This window comes from Streptomyces sp. NPDC111520 (genome assembly GCF_055635295.1).
The window spans coordinates 372352-392806 of the sequence record NZ_JBVKBW010000001.1; the positions used below are offsets into that span (position 1 = coordinate 372352).

Annotated in this window: 17 protein-coding genes; 10 read left to right on the forward strand and 7 right to left on the reverse strand. The window is 72.6% G+C overall.

From position 1 onward, the window contains the following. Positions 1-7 precede the first annotated feature (7 nt). Positions 8-424, reverse strand: coding sequence for a MarR family winged helix-turn-helix transcriptional regulator (locus tag ACZ7MY_RS01750; protein ID WP_499599335.1), 417 nt, complete (start codon positions 422-424; stop codon positions 8-10). Between the two features lie 170 nt (positions 425-594). Between ACZ7MY_RS01750 and ACZ7MY_RS01755 the strand changes: the two genes are divergently transcribed. Further along, positions 595-2730 carry an MMPL family transporter gene (locus ACZ7MY_RS01755; RefSeq protein ID WP_499598720.1) on the forward strand — a complete coding sequence of 712 codons (2136 nt, stop codon included), beginning with the start codon at positions 595-597 and terminating at the stop codon, positions 2728-2730. On the opposite strand, the gene ACZ7MY_RS01760 is transcribed toward ACZ7MY_RS01755, so the two are convergent. Beyond that, positions 2718-3212, reverse strand: a complete 495-nt coding sequence (locus tag ACZ7MY_RS01760) for a DUF3145 domain-containing protein (RefSeq protein WP_499598721.1) — start codon at positions 3210-3212, stop codon at positions 2718-2720. The two genes, ACZ7MY_RS01755 and ACZ7MY_RS01760, sit on opposite strands and share 13 nt — an antisense overlap. Positions 3213-3448: 236 nt before the next feature. On the opposite strand from ACZ7MY_RS01760, the gene ACZ7MY_RS01765 reads away from it, so the two are divergent. From ACZ7MY_RS01765 to ACZ7MY_RS01805, 9 genes are all read left to right on the forward strand, one after another. Next, on the forward strand, positions 3449-4357 hold the full coding sequence (locus tag ACZ7MY_RS01765; protein WP_499598723.1) for an SGNH/GDSL hydrolase family protein: 909 nt from the start codon (positions 3449-3451) through the stop codon (positions 4355-4357). A 200-nt stretch (positions 4358-4557) separates the two neighbouring features. Then, positions 4558-5718 carry a mandelate racemase/muconate lactonizing enzyme family protein gene (locus ACZ7MY_RS01770; protein WP_499598724.1) on the forward strand — a complete coding sequence of 387 codons (1161 nt, stop codon included), beginning with the start codon at positions 4558-4560 and terminating at the stop codon, positions 5716-5718. Then, positions 5715-6737, forward strand: a complete 1023-nt coding sequence (locus tag ACZ7MY_RS01775; protein WP_499598725.1) for a zinc-dependent alcohol dehydrogenase — start codon at positions 5715-5717, stop codon at positions 6735-6737. The genes ACZ7MY_RS01770 and ACZ7MY_RS01775 overlap by 4 nt, the downstream gene beginning before the upstream one ends. A 103-nt stretch (positions 6738-6840) precedes the next feature. Then, a complete protein-coding gene (locus ACZ7MY_RS01780) occupies positions 6841-7887 on the forward strand; it encodes a hypothetical protein (RefSeq protein ID WP_499598727.1) in 1047 nt (348 codons plus the stop codon). Positions 7888-7893: 6 nt separating this feature from the next. Next, positions 7894-9015 (forward strand): multiple monosaccharide ABC transporter substrate-binding protein, encoded by a 1122-nt coding sequence (chvE, locus tag ACZ7MY_RS01785; protein ID WP_499598728.1) that lies wholly within the window; start codon positions 7894-7896, stop codon positions 9013-9015. A 65-nt stretch (positions 9016-9080) separates the two neighbouring features. After that, positions 9081-10631 carry a multiple monosaccharide ABC transporter ATP-binding protein gene (gene mmsA / locus ACZ7MY_RS01790; protein WP_499598729.1) on the forward strand — a complete coding sequence of 517 codons (1551 nt, stop codon included), beginning with the start codon at positions 9081-9083 and terminating at the stop codon, positions 10629-10631. A gap of 1 nt (position 10632) precedes the next feature. Further along, positions 10633-11892 (forward strand): multiple monosaccharide ABC transporter permease, encoded by a 1260-nt coding sequence (mmsB, locus tag ACZ7MY_RS01795; protein WP_499598731.1) that lies wholly within the window; start codon positions 10633-10635, stop codon positions 11890-11892. A gap of 42 nt (positions 11893-11934) precedes the next feature. Beyond that, on the forward strand, positions 11935-13116 hold the full coding sequence (locus ACZ7MY_RS01800; protein ID WP_499599337.1) for an aldose epimerase family protein: 1182 nt from the start codon (positions 11935-11937) through the stop codon (positions 13114-13116). A 215-nt stretch (positions 13117-13331) separates the two neighbouring features. Then, the gene (locus tag ACZ7MY_RS01805) at positions 13332-14207 is read left to right on the forward strand and encodes a hypothetical protein (protein ID WP_499598733.1); all 876 of its coding nucleotides are present in this window, start codon (positions 13332-13334) and stop codon (positions 14205-14207) included. 51 nt (positions 14208-14258) lie between these two features. Here the strand turns inward: ACZ7MY_RS01805 and ACZ7MY_RS01810 are convergent, their stop codons facing one another. From ACZ7MY_RS01810 to ACZ7MY_RS01830, 5 genes are all read right to left on the reverse strand, one after another. Beyond that, the gene (locus tag ACZ7MY_RS01810) at positions 14259-15869 is read right to left on the reverse strand and encodes a pyridoxal phosphate-dependent aminotransferase (protein ID WP_499598735.1); all 1611 of its coding nucleotides are present in this window, start codon (positions 15867-15869) and stop codon (positions 14259-14261) included. A 153-nt stretch (positions 15870-16022) separates the two neighbouring features. Beyond that, entirely contained in the window at positions 16023-17243 is a 1221-nt protein-coding gene (locus ACZ7MY_RS01815) for a PA0049 C-terminal domain-containing protein (protein ID WP_499598736.1), read from the reverse strand. 738 nt (positions 17244-17981) lie between these two features. Next, entirely contained in the window at positions 17982-18752 is a 771-nt protein-coding gene (locus ACZ7MY_RS01820) for a class I SAM-dependent methyltransferase (protein ID WP_499598737.1), read from the reverse strand. An 87-nt stretch (positions 18753-18839) separates the two neighbouring features. Further along, on the reverse strand, positions 18840-19646 hold the full coding sequence (locus ACZ7MY_RS01825) for an EI24 domain-containing protein (RefSeq protein ID WP_499598738.1): 807 nt from the start codon (positions 19644-19646) through the stop codon (positions 18840-18842). A gap of 40 nt (positions 19647-19686) precedes the next feature. Continuing rightward, positions 19687-20229, reverse strand: a complete 543-nt coding sequence (locus ACZ7MY_RS01830; protein WP_499598740.1) for a hypothetical protein — start codon at positions 20227-20229, stop codon at positions 19687-19689. Between the last annotated feature and the right edge of the window lie 226 nt (positions 20230-20455).

A 20455-nucleotide genomic window follows, 5' to 3' on the forward strand; every position in this document is an offset into this window, starting at 1 on the left:
CGGCCGCTCAGTCCTGGACGGGGGCGCGCAGGGCCGTCAGCTCGTCGTTCATCGCGGCGAGGAAGCGCATCACGACTGCGAGTTCGTCCTCGGTGAAGCGGGCGCGTGCCGCGTCGGTGCCGTGGGCGAGCGGGCGGAAGAACTCCCGGGCCACCGCCATGCCCCGCGGGGCGTACTCCAGATGGACCACGCGGCGGTCGGCGGCGTCGCGGGTGCGGCGGATGTGGCCGGCGCGTTCGAGCCGGTCGAGGCAGGCGGTGACGGCACCGGAGGTCAGGTTGAGGCGTTCGCGGAGCAGACCGGGGGTCATGGCGCCGCCCCGGCCGTCGCCGTCGAGGATCGCGACCAGCGCCTGCACGTCGGTGTGGTGCAGCTTCTGGCTCTGCGCGAAGTCCTGCGCGATGCGGTTGAACTCGCCGTTCATCCGGCGCAGCTGCACGGCGAAGGCCTGCAGCCCGGTCGGGGACTCGTCCTGGAGGTTGTCGGGCACCCCCCCATCGTAAATAATCTCGATTATCAAGATACTCAATCGCTGAGATATACCCTTCCTCGCGGGGGAGAATCCCCCGGTTCCACGTCCCACGGGAGAGAGCGATGACATCCCTGCCGCGCGCCGTCCGCTGGCTGCTGCCCGTGCTGGTGCTGGTCGCCTGGCTGGGCATCGGGGGCAACCTCGGCCCGTACGCGGGCAAGCTGGGCGAGGTCTCCACCAATGACCAGGCGGCCTTCCTGCCGCGCAGCGCCGAGTCCACGAAGGCCGTCACCGAACGGACGGCCTTCACCCGGAACGGGACGGTGCCGGCGATCGTCGTCTGGACCGCCGACCGCGGCCCGGTGACGGACGCCCAGCAGCAGGCCGCCACGGCCGCCCTGGCCTCGCTGTCCGGTACGCAGGGTGTGGCCGGGCGCCCCTCCCCCGCGGTGCGCTCCGAGGACGGCCGGGCCCTGCAGGGCGTCGTGCAGCTGCGCCCCGACCTCGGCCGGGACGTCGGGGACGCCGTCGGCCGGATCCAGGACACCGCGGTCGGCGTCGAGGGGACCACCGCCCACGTCGCCGGACCCGCGGCCTCGCAGGCCGACCTGGGCGACGCCTTCGCGGGCATCGACGGGCTGCTGCTGTTCACCGCGCTCGGCGTGGTGCTGGCGATCCTGCTGCTGGTCTACCGCGCCCTGCTGCTGCCCCTGGTCATCATCGCCGGCTCGGTCTTCTCGCTCGGCCTGGCCTGCGGGGTGGTCTACGTCCTGGCCGACCACGGCCTCGTCCGGGTCGACGGCCAGGTCCAGGGCATCCTGTCGATCCTCGTCATCGGCGCGGCCACCGACTACGCGCTGCTGCTGGCCGCCCGCTTCCGCGAGGAACTCGCGGCCCGCGGCGACCGGTTCGCGGCGATGCGGGCCGCGCTGCGCCGCTCCGCCGGGGCGATCGTGGCGAGCGCCGCCACCGTGGCCCTCGGCCTGCTCGCGCTGCTCGCCAGCGACCTCACCAACAACCGCGCCCTCGGCCCGGTCGGCGCCGTCGGGATCGTCTGCGCCGTCGCGAGCAGCCTGACCTTCCTGCCCGCGGCGCTGCTGCTGCTCGGCCGCGCCGCCTACTGGCCCGCCCGGCCGCGGGAGCGGCGCCCGGAGGGCGAGGGCGTGTGGCGGCGGATCGCGGCCCTGGTGGACCGCGCGCCGCGCCGGGTCTGGGCCGTGAGCCTGCTGGTCCTTGTGGGCTGCGCCGCCTTCTCCCCCGCGCTGACCGCCCGCGGGGTGCCGCTGGACGAGATCTTCGTCCACCAGGCCCCCTCGGTGACCGCCCAGCGCGTCCTCGGCGAGCACTTCCCCGGCGGATCGGGGAACCCCGCGGTGGTCATCGCGGAGGCGGACCGGCTCGACCAGGTCACCCGGGCCGCGGCCGGCACCGCCGGGGTCGACTCCGTCGCCCCGCGCACCGCCTCGGGCCGCCCCGGTGGGGGCGAGCCGCTCGTCGCCGGCGGCCGGGTCCTGCTGGAGGTGACGCTGGACGACGCCGCCGACAGCGACGCCGCCAAGGCCACGGTGCAGCGGCTGCGCACGGCCGTGCACGCGGTGCCCGGCGCGGAGGCGGTGGTCGGCGGATACACCGCCCAGCAGCTGGACACCCAGCGGACCGCGGAGCGCGACCGGACCCTGGTCGTCCCCGTCGTCCTCGCGATCATCCTGGTGATCCTCGGGGCACTGCTGCGCAGCCTGCTGCTGCCGCTGCTGATGGTCGCCACGGTGGCCCTCAACTTCGCGGCCACCCTGGGGGTGTCGGCGCTGGTCTTCCGCCACGTGTTCGGCTTCTCGGCGACGGACGCCTCGGTGCCGCTGTACGGCTTCGTCTTCCTGGTGGCCCTCGGCGTGGACTACAACATCTTCCTGATGACCCGGGTCCGCGAGGAGACGCTGGCCCACGGCACGCGGCGGGGCGTCCTGCGCGGGCTGACCGCCACCGGAGGGGTGATCACCTCGGCGGGCGTCGTGCTCGCGGCCACCTTCGCGGCGCTCGGGGTGATCCCGCTGGCCTTCCTGGTGCAGATCGCCTTCATCGTCGCCTTCGGGGTGCTCCTGGACACCCTGCTGGTGCGCTCGTTCCTGCTGCCCGCGCTGGTACGGGACATCGGCCCCACGGTGTGGTGGCCCGGCGCCGCGGCACGCGCCGGCGACGGTCCGCCGGCGCCGGAAGGCACCACGGCACCGCCGCGGGTGGCGGAACGTCAGACGACCTGATGCAGCCAGCGCACGGGGGCGCCCTCACCCGCGTAGCGGAAGGGCTCCAACTCGTCGTCCCACGGCTTGCCGAGCAGCTTGGCGACTTCCGTCTCCAGGTCGGCCTCGCCCTTGCGGGCGCGGGCGAGCGCGGCGCGCAGCCGGTCCTCGGGGATGAGGATGTCCCCGTGGATGCCGGTGACGGCGTGGAAGATGCCGAGTTCGGGGGTGCTGCTGTAGCGCTCCCCCTCGGAGCCGGCCGACGGCTCCGCCGTCACCTCGAAGCGCAGCAGGTGCCAGCCGCGCAGCGCGGACGCCAGTTTGGAGGCGGTGCCGGCTTCCGCCTGCCAGGAGAACTCGGCCCGCCAGGTGCCCGGAGAGGCGGGCTGGCGGATCCAGTCCAGGTTCACGCGCACGCCGAGGACGCCCGCCACTGCCCACTCGACGTGCGGGCACAGCGCGCGTGGCGCGGAGTGCACGTACAGAACTCCACGTGTCGTCACCGGGACCTCCAGTGTGGGACGAGGTACGCCTTCCCCAGCGGCCTCATGCCCATAACCGAGCCATCCGGGACAGCAGTGGACATTCTGCACTAATCATAACGAATGAGACAAGATCTGACCTCTGATCACCTCTTTCGCACCACCTGTCAGGGAAAAAGCTACCGCGCGGCGTCAGGCGAGGAGTGACGTACTGTCGGGATCAGCGAGAAGTCACCCACTCGTCCGAGGGAGAACGGATGCGCCAGTCGCTCCCGCGCGGGGCCAGCGGCGCCCTGATCGTGCTGGTCACCCTGCTCACGACGGCACTCGCGGCCGGCTGCTCGGCCGGTCAGGGCCCGAACAGCACCGAGGCCGCCGCCGCGGGGCGGGCGGGCGCGGAGAAGCGCCCCACGCGGGTGTGGGACACCACCCCGAACTCGCTGGCCGCGCTCGGGGACTCCATCACCCGCGCCTTCGACGCCTGCGGGATCCTGACGGACTGTCCGGACCTGTCCTGGGCGACCGGCAGCCGCAAGTCCGTGGAGAGCGTGGCCTCCCGGGTGCTGGACAAGCCCGCCACCGAGAGCTGGAACCTGGCGGCCAGCGGCGCCAAGATGCACGACCTGCCGGCCCAGGCGAAGAAGGCGGTCGAACTGCGGCCGCAGCAGGTGACGATCCTGATGGGGGCCAACGACGCGTGCGCGCGCAGCACCGACCGCATGACCCCGGTGGCCGAATACCGCAAGGATTTCTCCGCGGCCCTCAGGACCCTCGACCGCGAACTGCCGAAGGCCCAGGTCTTCGTCGCGAGCGTGCCCGACCTGATGCGCCTGTGGGACGTCGGCCGGCAGAACGCGCTGGGGCGGCAGATCTGGAAGCTGGGCCTGTGCCCGTCGATGCTCTCCGACGCGCAGTCGATGACCACAGCCGCCCAAGACCGCCGGCAGACCGTACGCGAACGGGTGATGGCCTACAACGACGTCCTGCGGCAGGAGTGCGCGCGCCTCGAGCGCTGCCGCTACGACGACGGCGCGGTCTTCGACTACAGGTTCACCCAGAAGGAGCTGAGTCCCTGGGACTGGTTCCACCCGAGCGCCGAGGGTCAGGCGAAGCTGGCGGGACTGGTCTACGCGGCGGCCTTCGGGCCGGGCGCGGTCGGTCGCTAGGCGGCCGGACCCGCCTCCCCCGTTCGGGGTTTCGGACACGGCGCGGTGCGCGCCCGGGCGGACGGACTCACTTCGGCAACATCGCCGTCACCTCCCCGGCACACCCATTGACACCGCCGGGAGCCCGTAACTACGTTCCCTTCAACATTTCGAACGTGTGACGAAATCTCGAACGACACACCCTGTAAGGGGCGGCTTCCGTGCGCATCACCGGCATCAGCACCCATGTGGTCGGCACTCCCTGGCGGAATCTCACCTATGTACTCGTCCACACCGACGAGGGGCTCACGGGCGTCGGCGAGACCCGCATGCTCGGCCACACCGACGCGTTGCTCGGCTACCTCCGCGAGGCGGAGGTCAACCACATCGCCGGCTCCGACCCCTTCGCGGTCGAGGACCTGGTCAGCCGGATGAAGTACGGCGACTACGGGCGCGCCGGCGAGATCGTCATGTCCGGCATCGCCGTCATCGAGATGGCCTGCTGGGACATCAAGGGCAAGGCCCTGGGCGTCCCCGTCTGGCAGCTGCTCGGCGGCAAGGTGAACGAGAAGGTCAAGGCGTACGCCAACGGCTGGTACACCACCGAGCGCACCCCGGAGGCGTACCACAAGGCCGCCCGCGCCGTGGTGGAGCGGGGCTACCGCGCCCTGAAGATCGACCCCTTCGGCACCGGCCACTTCGAGCTGGACCACGCGGCGACCTCCTACTCCATATCCCTCATCGAGGCCGTGCGCGACGCGATCGGCCCCGAGGCCGAACTGCTGGTGGAGATGCACGGGCGGTTCAGCCCGGCGACCGCGATCCGCGTCGCGAACGAACTGGCGCCCTTCAAGCCCAGCTGGATCGAGGAGCCGGTGCCGCCGGAGAACCTCAAGGCCCTGGCGAAGGTGGCCGCCCACACCGACCTGCCGATCGCGACCGGTGAGCGCATCCACGACCGCTACGAGTTCCGCGAGCTGTTCGAGCTGCAGGCCGCCGACATCATCCAGCCCGACCTCGGGCACATCGGCGGCATCAACGAGGTCCGGAAGCTCGCCGCCACCGCGGAGACCCACTACGTGCTGGTCGCCCCGCACAACGTGGGCGGCTCCGTGCTGACCGCCGCGAGCCTCCAGCTCGCCGGGTGCACCCCCAACTTCAAGATCCTCGAGCACTTCAACGACTTCGCGGACTCCGAGATCAAGAAGGTCGTCAAGGGCGCCCCCGTGGTGGGTGAGGACGGCTGCTTCACCCTCTCGGACGCGCCGGGCCTCGGTGTCGAGCTCGACGTCGACGCCGCCGCCGAGTTCCCGCAGCAGCAGGCCCGTTTCGACCTGTGGGCCGAGGGCTGGGAGCGCCGCAAGCCGAAGGGCGCGAAGTGACCGTCCACACCCCCCGCGCCGTCGTGCTCGACGGGCCCGGCCGGCACCGGGTCGCGCCGGCCGGACCGGTGCCGCCCGGTCCGGGCGAGGCGCTGGTCCGCGTGCACGCGGCGGGCATCTGCGGCAGCGACCGTGAGATGTACGCCGGCACCCGCCCCGAGGGGTACGTCCGTTACCCCGTCACCCCCGGCCACGAGTGGTCGGGCACGGTGGAGGCGGTCGGTGCCGGGGTGACCGCGGGCCTGGTGGGCCGGAAGGTCGTCGGCGAGGGCTTCCGCAACTGCCAGGTCTGCGAGCGCTGCCACGCCGGGGAGACCACGCTGTGCAGCGCCCCGTACGAGGAGACGGGCTTCACGCAGCCCGGCGCCATGGCGGACACCCTGACGCTGCCCGCCCGGCTGCTGCACGTCCTGGACGACGCCGCCGACCTGCGCACCGCCGTGCTCCTGGAGCCGGCCGCGTGCGTGGCGGCGGCGCTGCTGAAGGCCCCGGCCGCGCCCGGCGACCGGGTGGCGGTCGTCGGCACCGGCACGCTCGGCATGCTGGCGGTGCAGTTCCTGGCCGCGGTGTCCCCGGCGGAACTGCTGGTGGTGGGCACGGGCCGGGTCCGGGAGGAGCTGGCCGCCTCGTTCGGTGCCACGCGGTTCCGCACCGCCGCCGAACTGGGCGCGGAGGAGGGGACGTACGACCTGGTGGTCGAGGCCGCCGGGTCCGCCTCCGCGGCCCGCGTCTCGGCGGGGCTGCTGCGCCGCGGCGGCCGGCTGGCGCTGACCGGCATCCCCGCGCCGGGGGCGCTCGGACTCGACCCGACCGACCTGGTGGTGCGCCAGCTGACCGTGCACACGGTCTTCGGCGCGCCGCCCGCCGCCTGGGCGCACACCGTCCGGGCCTTCGACGCCGGGATCCTGGACCCCGCTCCGCTGATCACGCACGACCTCCCCCTGGAGGAGTACGCCGACGCCCTGGAGCTGCTGGGGAGCCGGGACCCCAAGGTGGGGAAGGTGCTGCTGCGTCCGTGACCGCTCCGTGCACAGCGGGCACACGATGTCCCTTCCGTGCCCTCCCATACCCAATGAACCGAACGTCGTCCGACATGTCGAACGACGAGAACGAAGGAGCACCGTGACCGACGCACCCACCCCGAGCCCCGGCACGGCCGGCGCCGCCTCAGGCGCCCGCCGCCCGGGCCAGTACGCGCTCGCCCTCCTCGGTCACGGCGCGCCGGCGGACGACCCGGCCGACGCCTCCCCGCACTCCTTCCCCGACGGCGGCACCTGGCGCACCGAGATCCCCTCCGTGGAGGGCCCGGAGGCGCTCGCCACCGTGCTGGAGGAGAGCGAGCGGCTGGAGGTGCCGGTCCACCGCATCAGCCAGGGCAGCGGCATCTGGATGCTGACGGACGCGGAGATCACCGAGATGGTCACCGCCTGCGCCGAACGCGACGTCGAGCTCTGCCTGTTCACCGGCCCCCGCGGCACGTGGGACATCGGCGCCGCGACCCGTACCGACTCCCGCGGCGGGGGACTGCGCGCCCGCGGTCACGACCAGGTGGCCGGCTGCGTCGAGGACGCGCTGCGGGCGGCCGCCCTCGGCGTGCGCTGCCTGCTCGTCGCGGACGAGGGCGTGCTGTGGCTGCTGCACCAGCTGCGCGAGCAGGGGCTGCTGCCGGCCGACACCACCTTCAAGGTCTCGGCGCTGGTCGGCCCGGTCAACCCGGCGGCCTACGCGGTGTGGGAGCGCCTCGGCGCCGACTCCATCAACATCCCCTCCGACCTGACCCTCCAGCAGATCACCGAGATCCGCCGGGTCAGCCGGGCGCCGATGGACTTCTACATCGAGGCCCCCGACGACCTCGGCGGCTTCGTACGCCTCTACGATGCGGCGGAGCTGATCCGCCGCGGTGCGCCGATCTACCTCAAGTTCGGGCTGAGCAAGGCCCCCGGCATCTACCCGTACGGACGTCAGCTGCGGGAGGTCGCCCTGTCGACCGCCCGCGAGCGGGTCCGGCGCGGCCGCCTTGTGCTCGACCTGCTCTCCCGGCTGGGCGCGGACGGCGGGCACTCCCCGCTGGGCGCGCGACTGCCGGGCCCGCTCCACCGCTTCCCCCAGGACATCGCGACCGACCCGGACCAGGCGACCGACCCCCGCCTGGCCGCCGAAAGGATCTGATCAGCCATGCGCATCGCCAGAGCCGCACACCTGCGCACCACAGCCGCGCTGATAGCAACCCTCGCCCTCGGGGCCACCGCGACCGCCTGCGGGCAGAGCGACAACACCGGCGGCGGCGACAAGGACGGGGGGAAGGGCGGCACCATCGGCATCGCCATGCCCACCAAGTCGTCGGAGCGCTGGATCGCCGACGGCGACAACATGGTCAAGCAGTTCAAGGCCCAGGGCTACAAGACCGACCTGCAGTACGGCGACGACAAGGTCGAGAACCAGGTCGCCCAGATCCAGAACATGATCACCAAGGGCGACAAGCTGCTGGTGATCGCCGCCATCGACGGCTCGGCCCTCAGCGACGTGCTGCAGCAGGCCCACGACGCGGGCATCAAGGTCATCTCCTACGACCGCCTCATCCTGGGCTCGGAGAACGTCGACTACTACGCGACCTTCGACAACTTCAAGGTCGGCCAGCTCCAGGCCGGTTACATCGTCGAGAAGCTGGGCCTGAAGGACGGCAGCAAGAAGGGCCCCTTCAACATCGAGCTGTTCGCCGGCTCGCCCGACGACAACAACACCAAGTACTTCTTCAACGGCGCGATGGACGTCCTCAAGCCGTACATCGACAAGAAGCAGCTGGTGGTCAAGAGCGGCCAGACCGAGATGACCCAGGTCACCACCCTGCGCTGGGACGGCGCCACCGCCCAGGCCCGCATGGACGACCTGCTCAGCAAGTCGTACACCTCCGACGAGGTGGACGCGGTCCTGTCCCCGTACGACGGCATCTCCCGCGGCATCATCTCGGCGCTGAAGAGCGTGAGCTACGGCACCGCCCAGAAGCCGCTGCCGATCGTCACCGGCCAGGACGCCGAGGTCGCCTCGATCAAGTCGATCATCGCGGGCGAGCAGGCCCAGACCGTCTACAAGGACACCCGCGAACTGGCCAAGGTCGCCGTCCAGATGGGCAACGCGGTGCTGACCGGCGGCAAGCCGGAGACCAACGACACCAAGACCTACGACAACGGCAAGAAGGTCGTCCCGACCTACCTGCTGCCGCCGGTCAGCGTCGACAAGTCGAACTACAAGGAGACCGTGGTCGACTCCGGCTACATCAAGGAGTCCGAGCTCCAGTAGTCCCGGAGCCCGGAGCACGACCGACGATCCCCCCTCCCACCACCCGAGGAGAACGGAAAGCAGGAATGGCCGGACCCGTCCTCGAAATGCGCTCCATCACCAAGACCTTCCCAGGGGTCAAGGCGCTCTCCGACGTCACCCTGACTGTCGCCGAGGGCGAGGTCCACGCCATCTGCGGTGAGAACGGTGCGGGCAAGTCGACCCTGATGAAGGTGCTCAGCGGGGTCTATCCGCACGGCAGTTACGAAGGGGAGATCCTCTTCCGCGGTGAGACCTGCGAGTTCCGCGACATCCGCGCGAGCGAGCAGCGCGGCATCGTGATCATCCACCAGGAACTCGCCCTGGTGCCCTACCTGTCCATCGCCGAGAACATCTTCCTCGGCAACGAGCACTCCACCCGTGGTGTCATCAGCTGGAACGAGACGATGCTGCACGCGGCCCGGCTGCTGAAGCGGGTCGGGCTGGCCGACGCCCCGTCCACCCGCGTGGCGGACATCGGCGTCGGCAAGCAGCAGCTCGTCGAGATCGCCAAGGCGCTGTCCAAGGAGGTCAAGCTCCTCATCCTGGACGAGCCGACCGCGGCCCTGAACGACGAGGACAGCCGCAAGCTCCTGGACCTCATCCTGGAGTTCAAGGAGCACGGCATCTCCTGCATCATCATCTCGCACAAGCTCAACGAGATCGCCAGGGTCGCCGACTCCATCACCATCCTGCGGGACGGGCGGACCATCGAGACGCTCGACATGAAGGCCACCGACGCGGACGGCAAGAGCACCGTCACCGAGGAGCGGATCATCCGCGGCATGGTCGGCCGCGACCTCGACCACCGCTTCCCCGAGCGGGAGCCGGAGATCGGCGAGGTGGCCTTCGCCGTAGAGGACTGGACCGTGCACCACCCGATCGACCAGCAGCGCAAGGTCGTCGACGGGGTCTCCCTCAACGTCCGGCGCGGCGAGATCGTGGGCATCGCCGGACTGATGGGGGCCGGCCGCACCGAACTGGCCATGAGCGTCTTCGGCCGCTCCTACGGCCGCGGCATCAGCGGCCGGGTCTACCTGCACGGCGAGGAGATCCGGACCCGCACCGTCCCGGAGGCGGTGGGCCACGGCATCGCCTACGTCACCGAGGACCGCAAGCACTACGGGCTGAACCTCATCGACGACATCAGCCGCAACATCTCGCTCAGCGCCCTGTCCAAGGTCGCCCGGCGCGGTGTCGTCAACCAGCACGAGGAGGCCCGCGTCGCCGAGTCCTTCCGCTCGACGATGAACATCAAGACCCCGACGGTCTTCGAGACCACGGGCAAGCTGAGCGGCGGCAACCAGCAGAAGGTCGTCCTCAGCAAGTGGATCTTCGCCGGACCCGAGGTCCTCATCCTCGACGAGCCCACCCGGGGCATCGACGTCGGCGCCAAGTACGAGATCTACACGGTCATCAACGACCTGGCGGCCCAGGGCAAGGCCGTCGTCTTCATCTCCTCCGAACTGCCGGAGCTGCTCGGCATGTGCGACCGCATCTACACGATGTCGGCGGGGCGGCTGACCGGGGAGATCCCGCGCGAGAGCGCGACGCAGGAAGTGCTGATGCGCCACATGACCATGGACCGAGGTAACTGAGATGGGCAGCCCGGTGAAGACCGACAAGACTCCTCCGCCGCCCGCCGGGGGCGCGGCCGCGACCGCCGGGGGCGGCGGCACGGGAGGCGGGGCCGCCGGCCTCCTGCTGCAGGCGGCACGGCGCAACATGCGCCAGTACGGCATGATCATCGCGCTGGTGCTGATCGCGGCGCTGTTCCAGATATGGTCCGGCGGCATCCTGCTCAAACCGCAGAACGTCACCAACCTCATCGGCCAGAACAGCTACATCCTGATCCTGGCCATCGGCATGATGGTCGTGATCATCGCCGGCCACATCGACCTGTCCGTCGGCTCGCTCGCGGCCTTCGTCAGCGCGGCCGCCGCGGTGATGATCATCCACCACCACGTGTCGTGGCCGCTGGCCCTGGTCGCCTGCCTGCTCATCGGCGCGGTCGCGGGTGCCTGGCAGGGCTACTTCATCGCGTACGTCGGGATCCCGTCGTTCATCGTGACCCTGGCCGGCATGCTGCTCTTCCGCGGCGGCACGCAGATCTTCCTGGAGGGCCAGTCCATCTCGCCCTTCCCGCAGGGCTTCCAGAAGATCGGCAACGGCTTCCTGCCCGAGGTCGGGCCGCACACCAACTACCACAACCTGACGCTGCTCATCGGTCTCGTGGTGATCGCCATCACCGTCGTCCAGGAGATCCGTGACCGCCGCCAGCAGCTCGCGTACGACCTGGACGTGCTGCCGCGCAACTTCTTCCTGCTGAAGCTGCTCGCCATCGTCGCCTGCGTCGTCGCCTTCACCATGACCCTCGCCAGCTACCACGGCGTGCCGATCGTGCTGCTCATCCTCGCCGGACTGCTCATCGTCTTCGGCTTCGTGATGCGCAACGCCGTGGTCGGCCGCCACGTGTACGCGCTCGGCGGCAACCAGGCGGCGGCCAAGCTCTCGGGCGTCAAGGACAAGCGGGTCGTCTTCCTGGTCTTCGTGAACATGGGCGTGCTCGCCGCCCTCGCCGGACTGGTCTACGCGGCGCGGCTGAACGCCGGCGTGCCGCAGGCCGGCATCAACTTCGAGCTCGAGGCCATCGCGGCCGCCTTCATCGGCGGTGCCTCCGCCACCGGCGGCGTCGGCACGGTGCTGGGCGCCATCATCGGCGGCCTGGTGCTCGGGGTGCTCAACAACGGGATGTCGCTGGTCGGCATCGGCACGGACTACCAGCAGGTCATCAAGGGTCTGGTGCTCCTGGCCGCGGTCGGCTTCGACGTCTGGAACAAGCGCAAGGTCGGTTCGTAAAGCAGCTACCTATCGAAGGAGCCGCAAGTGAACAGACGTACATTGATCGCGGGCGCGGCGCTCGGGGCGGTCGCGCCCGCGATCGGCGGGACGAACGCCTGGGCGGCCGGCAGGGCCGCCACGGCGCGGCAGACCGCCGACGCCAGGCACAGGCCCGCGGGCAGGAGCAAGGTGAGCAAGGAACACTTCGGGACCCTCGACGACGGCACCAAGGTCGACATCTGGACGGTCAGCAACGGCGGGATCACCCTCAAGGTGCTCTCGTACGGCGGCGTCGTCCAGACCCTGGAGCTGCCCGACCGGCGCGGCCGCCGCGTCAACGTGTCCCTCGGATTCGACGACCTGGCCGGCTACGTGGCGAACAGCCCGTACTTCGGCGCCCTGATCGGCCGCTACGGCAACCGCATCGCGGGCGGGAAGTTCACCCTGGACGGCCACACCTACCAGCTGCCCGTCAACGACGGCCCGAACAGCCTCCACGGCGGCGACCGGGGCTTCGACAAGCGGGTCTGGGCGGTCGAGGGCTTCACGGCGGGCTCGGACGCCGGTCTCGTGCTGCGCTACACCAGCGCGGACGGCGAGATGGGCTACCCGGGCACGCTCAAGGTCAAGGTCGTCTACACCCTGACCGCCGACGCCCGGTGGCGGATCGACTACACCGCCACCACCGACAAGGCGACGGTCGTCAACCTCACCAACCACACGTACTTCAACCTGCGCGGCGAGGGCGACGGCGGCATCTACGACCACGAGGTCCAGATCGCCGCCCGTCGCTACACCCCGGTCGGCTCCACCCTGATCCCGACCGGTGAGCTGGCGCCCGTCGCCGGCACCCCGTTCGACTTCCGCTCCCCGAAGACGATCGGCCGCGACATCCGCTCCGCCCACCAGCAGATCCTGTACGGGCAGGGCATCGACCACAACTTCGTGCTCGACAAGGGCCGCACGGCCGCACCCGAGCACATCGTGACGGTCACCGAGCCCGTCTCCGGGCGGGTCATGCGGATCGCCACCACCGAGCCCGGTGTGCAGTTCTACACGGGCAACTTCCTGACCGGGGCGTTCGCCGGCTCCTCGGGCCGGGTCTACCGGCAGGGCGACGGCTTCTGCCTGGAGACCCAGCACTTCCCGGACTCCCCCAACCAGCCCGCGTTCCCGTCGACGGTCCTGCGGCCGGGGCAGACCTACCGTTCCACCACGGTGCACTCCTTCGGCACCCACTGAGCGGCGCCACTCCTCCCCGCGGGCGGGGGCGGCCGGGATTCTCTCCCGGGCGCCCCCGCCTGTCGACTTCGGTACCGGCACCCGGTGAACGCCCCTTCGGCCGTACGGGAATGTTCTGGGCCACCGGAATGACAGCGGCGGGCAGTGCGCGCGCCGGGGGGTACGGATCCCGTCGATCGAGCCCTGCGGCTTTCGCATTCGACGAGGAGTCCCCCATGAGTCCTGACGGCAGGTCGCCTTCGCCGCGCAGGTTCCGGCGGTACGGACGGATGACCGGCGTGGTCGTGCCGCTCGCCGTCGCCGCGGCCGCGGTGTCGGCGCCCGTGCTCGCCACGACCCCCGGCACCGTCACCACCGCGGCCGGCGCGAGGACGGCCGCCCACGACCCCAGGCCGCCCGCCACCCGCGGCGTCGCCGCGGACGACGACGAGGACGGCGGGGACGGCGGCGAGGAGGACGCCCGCGACGGGGGCGGCCGCGAGGACTCCGGGGACGGCGGGGAGCGCTCGGACCAGCGGGGCGGCCGGGAGACCGACCGGGGCGACAGCGGCGAGGACGGGAACGGCGGGAACGGCGGGAACGGCGGGAACGGCCGGGACGACCGCGGTGACCAGGGCGGCCAGGGCGGACAGCGCGATCAGGGCGAGGACGGCGGCCAGGGCGGGAACCAGCGGGGTGAGCAGGGCGGGAACCAGCGCGGGGACGGGCCGCAGCAGCAGCGCCGCGACGACCAGGGCGGGAACCGCGACGACGGTTCCCGCGACGGCGCCTGCGTCAGCATCGACTCCACCCTCCGCAGGGGCGACCAGGAGATCTCCGTCGCCGTGTTCGAGGGCCGCCTCTACATCGGCGGCCGCACCCTTCCCAGCGGGCGTTTCGTCTGGCACTCGCTCAGCAACAACCGGGGCTACCCGCGCGGTGTCTGCGGCGCCACGGTGACCTCCGTCGGCTCCGGTGTGTGGGTCAAGGCAATCACCCGGGACGGCAGGGTGGTCGAGACGCACTGCACCGTCAACGAGACGAGCGGCAAGCAGAGCTCGTGCGAGGCGTGGAAGACCCTGGAGAGCCGCTCGTTCCGCTCGGCCAGGTGACCCGGCGCCCGCGTCGGCCGGTGAGCGACCGGCCCGCGCGGGCGTGGTGCGTCAGGAGGCGTCCTGCCAGTACAGCGCGGGCCGCGGAGTGCCGGGCGGCACCGAGGCGAAGGCCGGCGGGACCTCGGCGGCCGGCGCCGGGTACATCTCCGTGGCGGGCGCCTCGGGCCGCGGCTGCGGCGGCTGGGGCTGCCGCTGCGGTTGCGGCTGGACCTGGGGCTGGACCTGGGGCGGAACCTGAAATTGCGGCGGGGATGGTGGCTGGGGCTGCGGTTCGGGTCTGACCTCGTAGACCGGCTGGGGCGGCCCCGGGGGCGGCGCGAAGGGCTGCTCGTACAGCGGCTGGGGCGGCGGGGCCTGCTGGATCTGCGGGAACGACTGCACGGGCGGTACGGCGGCCTGCACCGGCGGGGCGGCCTGGATCTGCGGCAGTTGCTGCGGCACGGGCTGCGGGGGCTGCTCCTGGACGGGTGCGGCGGCCGCGGGCGCGGGCGCGGGAGCCGCGTACCAGGTGCTGCCGTAGAGCACCGTGCTCAGCCCGGTGAGCAGCCGCTGGACGTCGGCCTGGGGGCGGACCACCAGCCGCATGAAACGGCTGCTGCTGCCCAGCTTGTTGCCGCACTCGCGGACCAGCACCCCGTGCTCGGCCAGCAGCCGGTCGCGCAGCACCGCCCCGTCGACGCCGTCGGGGAGCTTGACGAAGACGAAGTTGCCCTGCGACGGGTAGACCGTCAGCCCCGGCAGCGCCGCGAGCTGCCAGGTCATCTCCTGGCGGTCGCGGGAGACCATGCGCAGGCTCTGCGCGTACTCCTCGCGGTGGTCCTTGAGCATGAAGACCACCGCCTCGGCGAAGGAGTTGAGGTTCCACTTCGGCAGCATGCGGCGGACCTTCCCGGCCAGCGCCGGGTTGGCGACGAGGTAGCCGAAGCGGATGCCGTGCAGGCCGAAGTTCTTGCCGAGGCTGCGCAGCACGACCACGTTGGGCCGCAGGACGGCCTCGTCGGCGACGCTCGGCCACGCCTCGGCGTCGCTGAAGTCGAGGAAGGACTCGTCGATCACGACGAGGTCGAGGTCGGACAGGGCGTCCATCAGCGCCACGACGGCGTGCTTGGGGAGGAAGCCGCCGTCGGGGTTGTTGGGGTTGCAGATCACGGCCGTACGGGAGCCGCGGGCGCGGACGAACGCGACGAAGGCTGCCGGATCGAGGGCGAACCCGGCGGCCTCCGGGAGGAGGAACATGTCGACGCGCTTGCCGGTCTCCATCGGCTGGTCGGTCCAGCGGCCGAAGGTCGGTATCGGGACGGCCAGGCTCTCGCGGACCAGCAGGTGGTCAATCCAGGTGATCAGCTCGGTGGAGCCGTTGCCCATGGCCACGGTCTGCGGGTTGAGGCCGAGCAGCGAGCACAGCTCGTTGGTGATCACGTCGGTGCTGCTCGGGTAGTAGGTGAGGATGTCCCGCATCGACTCCTGGAGCTTGTCGTACATGGCCGGGCTCGGGAAGTACGGGTTGCACGGGATGCAGAAGTCGACGATGTCCCGTCCCTGGCCCGAGGACGCCGCGCCGCCGGCGGCGCGGCGCAGCGCGAAGTACGAGGGACTGTGCGCGGTGTTGGCGCGGAACAACTCGGTGGCATTACCGGTGACGCCGACAGCGACGGTCACGGCAGGACCTCCCTCGATCACGGGGGCCGCGCCGCGGCGGCCCGCTTCCCCTTGCCCGCACCACCGTGTCGCACAACCCTCGCATCTGGCGCACATGGGTTGTTCATGGGACAAGTGGTGCACGGTTCGGCTGTCTTGCGGCCTTCCCGCGTCTCATACGGGCCCGGTCGCGCCTGCGTTCAGCGTGTCCGTGGCCGCGACGAGGAGGGCGCGGATCTGCGCGGTGACCGCGAGCCGCTGGGCGACGAGGGCGGGGTCGGTGACCGTGCCGCCGGCCGGGTCGGTGTTGCCGGGGCCGAAGTGCAGCACCGGGGTGTGGACGTGGCCGCCCGGGGCGGGCAGCGCGAGCGTGTCCCGGAGCAGGGTCGCCCGGTAGGCGATCTCGTTGGAGAGGTAGTCGCCGCCGCCCCCGGCGCGGGCGGCGGAGCCGGCCGTCGGGCCGCCGTCACGGGCGACGGGGGCGCCCGCCCCGGCCGGGACCTCCGTGACCGCCGTGCGGTCGTGCACCGGGAAGGCGCCGGTGCAGGCGGCGGCCATCGCCGCGTACGGGAGCGTGGACGCCGTCCACTGCGGCTGCGGACCGGGGACGGCGACCGGGACCGGGCCGGTGACGGACAGGCCGGCGTTGTCGGGGTGGCCGCCGCGCCAGGCGCCGTTGAAGCGTTCGAGGTCGAAACGCCCGTCCCGGCCCTGGCTGACGGTGACGAAGAGGTCGACCCGGCGCGGTCCGGGCCGGAACCGGGGGCGCAGCACCCGCTCGACCGCGCCGTCGGTGAAGTCGCCCCAGCGCACCGGGAAGACGACGGTCTCGACGCGGGCCGGGCCCGCGGCGGTCTCCAGCGTGACGCCGTCCAGGGCGAGCGCCGCGGCCCCGGAGGGGTTGCTGCGGCGTACGTCGGCGTCCAGCCGGAAGGGGTCGAAGCCGGTCAGCAGGACGCGCAGGACGCCCTCCGCGGGCGGCGGGCGGAGGGCGTCCTGTCCCCGTGTGGCACCCTCCAGGCGGGCCCGCAGCGCCGCGCGGACGGCGGCGGGGAGTGGGAACGCCGGCTCCCAGCGCCGCAGTTCCGCGCCGAGGGCGAGCCGGGCCCAGTACAGCGGCCGGTCGTCGTCGTGGCTCAGGTCGCCCTCCACCGGCCCGCGGCCCTGGGCCCGGTCCACCGCGGCCCGCCACAGGGCGCGCCCGTGCCGCCGTACCGTCCGCGCCGCCGCGGCCGGGTCGCGGGCCTCCGCCAGCGCCCGGGCGAACCGCGGGGCCGCGGCGTCGAAGCCGCCGCGGCGCAGGATCTCGCGCGGCACCTCGCCCTCCAGGCGCAGTTCCTCGGCCGTGGGCGGCGGGACGTCGGCGGGCACACCGGGGTGGAGCGGCAACCGCATCGCGGGAAACCTCCGGACGGTCGGGTACGGGTCGGCCGACCGGAGCATGCCCCACCGTCCCCCCACCCCGCCAGGCCCCCCCCGCCAAGGCGGCCCGGCCCGGCCCGGGGCCGCCGCCGCGGCCATGCGGCACGAAGCCGTACGGGAGACCTGGGCCAGCCGCCCCGCCCACCGCTGACCGGGCCCCCAGGCCGGGGCCCCCACATCCACCGCCCCTCCGCCCGGAGGACGCGCCCCGGGCGCCCGGTACCCCGCCAGGGACGCACCCTCCGCTGACCGGTCCCCCGGGCCGGGCCCCCACGGCTACCGGCCCTCCCGCCCCGAGAACGTGCCCCAGAGACACCGGCACCCCTCCCGGAAGCCCGGCCCACCTCAACCCCCGGACCGCTCGCTGACCGTCCCCCAGGCGGACCCACAGCCACCGCCCCTCCACCGCGAGAACGCCCCCAAGCGCACCCGGCACCCACCCGGAGGGCTGCGCCCAACCGCAATCAGGACAAAGCCCGACGCCGCACCCACCGCTGACCGGTCCCCGGGCCGGGCCCCCAGGGCTGGCTACCGGCCCTCCCGCCCCGGAAAGGCACCGCAAACGCCCCCGGCGCCCCTCCCGGAGGGGCGTCCCGCGCGGCGTGGCGGGAGGCCGCGCCGCCGGAGCGTTCGGGCGGCGCACACGACGGGGCGCGTCACCTCGTGGGCCCGGAGGGTGTCCCACGCCACCGTCGTGGGTGTCCGTCGGGCCTAGGACGACAGGGCCCGGCCCGGTTTGCGGACGAGGAAGAAGATGCTCGGCCCGAAGCCCACGCGGGCCAGCGGGGACTGCAGGGCGCCCTCGGCGCGTACCAGTGCCGAGTGCGGGACCACCCGCTTGAGCCGTGCGCTGCGCAGGTTGGACACCGACAGCCGGCGCTCCACGCGCAGCCCCGCCGCCTCCAGTTGCTCGGCGACCGTGCGCGGGTGGTGGTTGACGAACGGGATGCTGTCGCGCTCCCGGTTCTCCGCGGAGCGGATGTCCACCGGGGACAGCGGCACCCGCCGCCGGTGGGCCGCGTAGCGGAGGCGGTTGGCGGCGTGCGCGAGGTTGGCGGTCTCGACGACGGCGGTGCCGCCCGGGCGCAGCACCCGGGTCATCTCGGTCAGGGCGGCCCGCGGGTCGGGCAGGTGGTGCATGACGCGGATCAGGGTGACCAGGTCCACGCTCTCGGAGTGCAGGCCCAGGCCTCCCGCGCTCATCAGCCGCATGCTCACCCCGGCGAGCCCCTTGAGGTACTCCTCCGCGTCGTTGAGCTGCTTGCGGCTGGCGTCCACCAGCGTGACCCGGTCGGCGAACTCGCGCAGCACGGGCACGAGCCGGCCGTAGCCGCCGCCGACGTCCGCCGCGTGGCCGAAGTGCCGGCCCGCGAGCAGCCGGCGCAACGCGGCCACCTCCGCGGCGTGTTCGTAGCCGCGGCCCACCCAGTAGCTGCGGTAGCTCTGCGGGTTGTCGTCGTACTGGTTGGTGCGCTGCGCCATGGCGCGCCTCCCCCTCGCGTGCTCGTCCTCCCGACATACGTCACGCGGCAGGTGCGGACTATGGTTCCCTCCGCTTCGCTCCCGGCGCTACGGCTTGCGGAGGTCCGGCGGCCCCGCCGGCACTCCGGGCTCCGCCCGCGGCTCCGGCTCCTCCTGCGGCGGCGGCATCAGGGACCGCGCCAGGAGCGTGGCGCCGGCGACCGCGCCGGGCATGAGCAGGACGGAAACCAGCGGCACCAGGAAGCACAGGATCAGCGGCACCCCGAACCCGAGGGTGAGCGTCATCCGGCCGCGCAGCAGGCGCATCCGCTCCCGCAGCGGCACCTGCCGGCGCTGGAAGGCCACGCCGGTGAGTTCGAGGGCGAGGAAGTAGCCGGAGACGCAGAAGCCGATCGCGGGGACGACGGTCTGGCCGACGACGGGGATGAAGCCGGCGGCGAAGAGCAGGACGCCCCAGGCCGCGACCCGGACCAGCACGCGCAGGCTGTCCCGCGCGGACTGCAGCAGTTCCCGCCACAGCGGGACGTCGGGCGCGTCCGGGGCGCCGCCCTCGGAGACGTCGACCCGCTCGGCCAGGGACTCGTAGAAGGGCTGGCCCACCAGGAGCGTCACCGCGGTGAAGGAGATCACCGCCAGCAGCAGGCCGCCGCCGAAGGCGACCGCGGTGAGCAGCCCGCGGAACAGGCCGCGCCACGGCGAGTCCCAGTCGTCGGCGAAGGGCGTGGCCCAGGCGGTCGCGTCGTCGGCCCAGAAGGCGAGGGCGACCAGTGCCGCCGCGTAGCCGACGAGTGTGATCAGCGCGGGCAGCAGCCCGAAGCCGAACCAGCGGCCGTGCCGGAGCACCCAGCGCTGGCCGTCCACGAAGAGCCGTATCCCGGAGGCAAGATCTCGCATGCGCGACAGGGTATGCGAACCCCCGCCCGGCCGGGACGGCTCAGACCATGACCTCGCAGTCCCGGGGGCCCGCGGGGTCGGGGTCGAAGAGGCAGACGTCGGAGCCCGTGTCGCCGCTGACGACGCCGGTCCCCGCGATGTCCTCGGCCTTCAGGAAGAGCACGTCGTCGCCGGGCCCGCCGCTGACGGTGCCGGAGTTGGCCTCGGCGTCGCCGAGCAGGTCGACCAGATCGTCGCCGGTGCCGCCGGCGACCAGCCCGGTGTTCCCGCCGTCGACCTCGATCATGTCGGCCCCGTCGCCGCCGTCGACGGTGCCCGCGTTGCCACCGTGGACGGTGATCACGTCGACGCCGCCGCCCCCGGCGACCACCACGCCGGCGGGGACGCCGTACGCGCAGTCGATCTCGTCGAAGCCCTCGGTGCCGGCGACGACGCCGCCGGTGACCGGCCGGCCGTTCACCGTGCAGACGGCGGGCGCGGGCGGTTCGCCGGCCCGCGCGGACCCGGTCAGCAGCACGGACGCGCCGGCCAGGGCGAGTGCCGCGCCGACCAGGACCGGACGGGTGCGCGTACGTGCCGTCATCGCTGCTCCTCGGGTGGACGCCCGGGGTGGGCGCGTTCGGCACGAGCGTCACGGCACGGCACGCGGCCCGCAATCGGGCGGGGTCCGCCCGGGGGACCCTGCCGGCGCGGGTCTCTGACGCACCGTCACCACACGACCGCGCCGCCGTACGCCCGCCCGGCACCGGTCCGCCACCGGTCCGGCACCGGTCCGTCCCGCGGCAACGCACGACGCGAGGGGCGACGGC

Excerpts from the sequence above, each read along its gene's own strand:
- ACZ7MY_RS01750 (WP_499599335.1), bottom strand. The coding sequence starts at position 424 with ATGAACGGCGAGTTCAACCGCATCGCGCAGGACTTCGCGCAGAGCCAG.
- ACZ7MY_RS01755 (WP_499598720.1), top strand. The coding sequence starts at position 595 with ATGACATCCCTGCCGCGCGCCGTCCGCTGGCTGCTGCCCGTGCTGGTG.
- ACZ7MY_RS01765 (WP_499598723.1), top strand. The coding sequence starts at position 3,449 with ATGCGCCAGTCGCTCCCGCGCGGGGCCAGCGGCGCCCTGATCGTGCTG.
- chvE (WP_499598728.1), top strand. The coding sequence starts at position 7,894 with ATGCGCATCGCCAGAGCCGCACACCTGCGCACCACAGCCGCGCTGATA.
- mmsA (WP_499598729.1), top strand. The coding sequence starts at position 9,081 with ATGGCCGGACCCGTCCTCGAAATGCGCTCCATCACCAAGACCTTCCCA.
- mmsB (WP_499598731.1), top strand. The coding sequence starts at position 10,633 with ATGGGCAGCCCGGTGAAGACCGACAAGACTCCTCCGCCGCCCGCCGGG.
- ACZ7MY_RS01805 (WP_499598733.1), top strand. The coding sequence starts at position 13,332 with ATGAGTCCTGACGGCAGGTCGCCTTCGCCGCGCAGGTTCCGGCGGTAC.
- ACZ7MY_RS01815 (WP_499598736.1), bottom strand. The coding sequence starts at position 17,243 with ATGCGGTTGCCGCTCCACCCCGGTGTGCCCGCCGACGTCCCGCCGCCC.
- ACZ7MY_RS01820 (WP_499598737.1), bottom strand. The coding sequence starts at position 18,752 with ATGGCGCAGCGCACCAACCAGTACGACGACAACCCGCAGAGCTACCGC.
- ACZ7MY_RS01825 (WP_499598738.1), bottom strand. The coding sequence starts at position 19,646 with ATGCGAGATCTTGCCTCCGGGATACGGCTCTTCGTGGACGGCCAGCGC.
- ACZ7MY_RS01830 (WP_499598740.1), bottom strand. The coding sequence starts at position 20,229 with ATGACGGCACGTACGCGCACCCGTCCGGTCCTGGTCGGCGCGGCACTC.